This window comes from Amycolatopsis sp. M39 (assembly GCF_001651785.1).
GTDB classification, from domain to species: domain Bacteria; phylum Actinomycetota; class Actinomycetes; order Mycobacteriales; family Pseudonocardiaceae; genus Amycolatopsis; species Amycolatopsis rubida.
Genome location: NZ_LWSF01000028.1, coordinates 39369 through 43745, shown reverse-complemented (window position 1 = coordinate 43745; position 4377 = coordinate 39369). Strand labels below are relative to the sequence as shown.

General features: G+C 72.1%; 1 protein-coding gene. It reads right to left on the bottom strand.

Annotated features, from left to right (window positions below):
• Positions 1-197 precede the first annotated feature (197 nt).
• On the bottom strand, positions 198-4364 hold the full coding sequence (locus tag A4R44_RS37685) for an amino acid adenylation domain-containing protein (RefSeq protein WP_255366213.1): 4167 nt from the start codon (positions 4362-4364) through the stop codon (positions 198-200).
• Positions 4365-4377 lie beyond the last annotated feature (13 nt).

Below are 4377 nucleotides of genomic sequence, written 5' to 3'. Positions count from 1 at the left end.
CACAACCACCAGCGACCACCGCTGCCTCACCAGCAGCGACCCCCTCGGCCACCAGATCCAGCAATGTCTCGCTCATGCGTCCTCACTCATCACCGCACGCCGACGGATCACCGCCCGCGCAGCCAGTCGCCGCGCCAGCCCCCGACAACCAACCACCCCACAACAACCGCCGCCCACCAAAACCCGCAACCTCCCCCTCACGCATCCTCACCCACCACCGCACGCCGACGGATCACCGATCGCGCAGCCGGTTGCTGCGCCAGCCGCGGATAACCGGCCACCGCGGCCGCGAGGGACTCGACGGTCGGATGGTCGAAGAGAGCCCGCACCGGGACGTCAACGTCCAGTGCCGCGCGCAGCCGGACCGAAATCCGGGTGGCGGCCACGGAATGCCCGCCCAGGTCGAAGAAATCGTCTTGCACGCCGATCCGGTCCGTGCCGAGCACCTCCGCCCACACCCCGGCGACCAGGTCCTCCACCGGCCCGCGCGGCGCGACGTGCGGACGTTCCCGCGCCACCGGCTCCGGCGCGGGCAACGCGGCGCGGTCCAGTTTCCCGGCCGGAGTGCGCGGCAGTTCCGGCAGCAGCACGAAACCGCTGGGCACCAGGTAATCCGGCAGGACCCCGGACAGTCCTTTCCGGACGTCCGCAATGGACAGTTCGCCCTCGGCGACGACGTAGGCAGTCAGCTCCAGGCCGTCCGCGGAAGGGGTCGGCTGGACGACGGCGTCCCTGATCCGCGGGTCCGCCCGCAGCGCGGCCTCGACCTCGCCCGGTTCGACCCGGTGGCCCCGCACCTTCACCTGGTCGTCGGCTCGGCCGAGGATCTCCACCGACCCGTCCGGCCGCCGCCGCGCCAGGTCGCCGGTGCGGTAGAGCCGTCCGCCCGGCCGGAGTCCGTGCGGGTCCGGCGCGAACCGTTCCGCGGTCAGGCCCGGCCGACCGGCGTAGCCGCGGGCCAGGCCGTCGCCGCCGATCCACACTTCGCCGGCCACCCCGAGCGGCACCGGTTCGAGGTCGTCGCCGAGCAGGTAGACGTCGGTGTTCGCGACGGGTTCCCAGGCCCTGACCTGGTCGCCGTCGAGTTCGGCGACGGTCGACCAGACGGTCGTTTCGGTCGGGCCGTAGAGATCCCACAGCCGCGCCCCGCCCGCGGTGAGCCGCCGCGCCAGCTCGTCCGGCAGCTTCTCGCCGCCGGCGAACACGGTCAGCTCAGCAGGCGGAGTCCAGCCCGAATCGACCAGCAGCCGCAAGCCCGACGGCGTCGCCTGGACGACCGACGGCGCGGTCCGCTCGATCAACGCGGCCTGCCGCTGCGGATCGACGCACTCCTCGGCGGTCGCGACGATCACCTGACCGCCCGCCAGCAGCGGCAAGTACAGCTCCAGCGCCGAGATGTCGAACGAGACCGTGGTCAACGCGAGCACCGCGGCTCCCGGCGCGAGACCAGGCCGTTCCCGCATCGACAGCAGGAAGTTCGCCAGCGCGCCGTGGCCGATCTGGACGCCCTTGGGCCGCCCGGTGGAGCCGGACGTATAGATGACGTAGGCGAGTTCGCCGGCGTCGGGCCGGGGCGCGGGACCATCCGCCGGGCGCGCCGCGATCGCCGCCGCGTCGCGGTCCAGCAGCACCGCCGAACAGCCGGTTCCCTCCAGCAACCCTGCCAGCGGCTCTTCGCTGAGCACCACCTCCACTCCTGAATCGGCCAGCACGTAACCGACCCGCTTCGCCGGATAGCGCGGATCGACCGGCAGGTACGCGGCTCCCGCCCGGTGCACGGCGAGCAACGCGACGAGCAGGTCCGGACCCCGGTCGAGCAGCACCCCGACCAGCGCCCCGCGCCGCACTCCTCGGTCCTTCAGATACCGCGCCAGCCTAGCGACCCGCACCGACAATTCCCGGTAAGCGAGCGTCACCTCGCCGCACCGCATCGCCGGCGCGTCCGGGTGCGCCGCCGCGGTGGCCTCGAACAACTCCGGCAGCATCCGGCGGGCCCGCTCGGTCCGCGAAGGATTCCGCAGCAGCACAGCCCGATCCGGCGCGGGCAGTCCGCACCGGCGCGGATCGGAAGCCGGCGCGGCCACGATCCGTTCCAGCACATGCCGATAAAGCCGGGCAAGGAACTCCAGATGCGCGACGGCGACCCGGTGAGTGAACGCCTCCAGCACGAACGCACCGGGCACGGTCGAGACGGAGAGGCCGAACTCGTTGGGCGTGCTGTCGGCGACCTCGGCCAGGTCGACCAGCGCTTCGGTGAGGACGTGCATGTCCGTGTGGTTGAAGAAAACGTCGACGAGCGGCACCTGCCCGCCCCACGCGGCCTGCATCGCCGGCAGCGGGAAATGCCGGTGCGGCCACATCGCGGTCTCCTCCGCGAACACCGCGCGAGCCAGTTCCGGCCAGTCGCGCGCGTCCGCCGGCACCGCGAACGGCACAGTGTTCAGGAACATCCCGCGAACCTGATCGCCGCCCACGCGCTCAAGCCTGCTGGTGGTCACCACACCGGTATGGAATGGCCGGTCGTGGCCGGCAATCGTTCGCAGCACGGTGAGATGCGCGGCCAGCAGCAAGCTCTTCAGCGGAACCCCGGCCGACGAAGCCACCGCACGCAACCGGGGCGTCAGGTCGTCGAACGGCACCCGCACCGTGCGATAAACCCCGTCGTCCTCGCCCGCCCAACCCGACGGCACGGCGAACCGCTCGGCCGCGCGCACCCGGCCCGCCCAGAAGTCGCGGTCCACAGTGGACTCCAGCGACTCCCGTTCCCGGGCGACCGTGTCCGCGAACCGGACCGGCGGCGGTCCGACCGGATCCGCCGCACCGGCCCGGTAGTCCTCGATCAGCTCGGCGACGAGCGAATTCTGGCTCCAGCCGTCGAGAATCGCGTGCACGTAGCCGAACGACAGCCGCCATTCGCGCTCGGCGAGCCAGTGGACGTGCAGACGCAGCAGCGAAGGACTGAGCAGATCGAACCCGCGCGCCCGATCCTCCGCCGGGTACTCCTGTATCCGCGCGGCCTGCTCCTCGGCGGGCAACGCGCGCAGATCGTCGCAGGTCACTTCCAGGACGGCGGTCTCGTGCACCCGCTGCAGCGGCGGAACCGCGGCGAAGTCGACGGAAGTACGCAGGATCTCGTGCCGCGCGACCAGCCGGTTCGCTGCTTGCCGCAAGGCGTCCAGACGCAACTCTTCGTGCACCGGGTACCCGAGATGGTTCAGGTAGAGGCCGCGGTCCGCTCCCGCGAGCATCTCGTGCACCATGCCCGCCTGCGCGAGCGACAGCGGGTACGCGTCGGTCACGTCGTCCGGCAATGCCTCCCGCTGACCGGCGGCGAGCTGCGCGAACGGCTCGACCGCCTCGATCGCGGCCGCCGGACCGCCGAGCCCGGCGGCGAAGTCGGCCACTCGCTGTCGCCGGAAGAGGTCCGCGACGCTCGCCTNGCTCGCCTCGATTCCCTCCGCGTTCAGCAGCCCCACAGCGCGGATCGCCCGCAGAGAATCACCGCCCAGCGCGAAAAAGCTGTCCTCCGCCCCGACCCGGTCGGCACCGGTCGCCGCCGCGAACGCGCGGGCCACCGCTGCCTCCGCCGGAGTACGCGGCGGGACGTAACCGTGGCTCGTGCGCGCACCGTCCGGCGCGGGCAAGGCATTGCGATCGATTTTGCCGCTGGCGGTCAAGGGCACTGCGTCGAGCGCCAGCCACACCGACGGCAGCATCGGTTCCGGCAGCGTGCGCGCCAGGTATGCGCGCAACCCGGCCGGGTCCGGGGTACAGCCCGGCTCGGCGACGAAGTAGCCGACCAGCCGGTCGTCGTGCACCGCGGCCGCCGCCGCGCACAGGTCGGGATGGGTCAGCAGAGTCGCCTCGACCTCGCCGAGTTCGATCCGGTTGCCGTGGATCTTGACCTGGTGGTCGAGCCGCCCCCGATACTCGATCCGGCCACCGGGCAGCCGCCGGGCGAGGTCGCCGGTGCAGTACAGCCGTCCGCCCGGCTGCCGCGCGAACGGGTCCGGAACGAACTTCCCGGCGGTCAGCGACGGCCGGTTCAGATAGCCGCGGGCCAGCTGCACCCCGGCGATGACCAGCTCGCCAGGTACGCCGACCGGCACCTCGCGCAGCTCGGCGTCCACCACGTACACCCGCGTGTTCGCGATCGCGCGGCCGATCGTGACGGTCTCCCCCGGCAGGCACCGGGTCGCCGTCACGTCCACTGACGCCTCGGTCGGCCCGTAGAGATTATGCAGCTCAGCGCCGACCAGCCGGTGGAACCGCTCCGCCAGCTCGTCCGGCAACGCCTCACCGCTGCACAACACTCGCCGCACCGGCAGCCTCGGCACCGGTCCGGACAGGAACGCCCGCAGCATCGACGGCACGAAA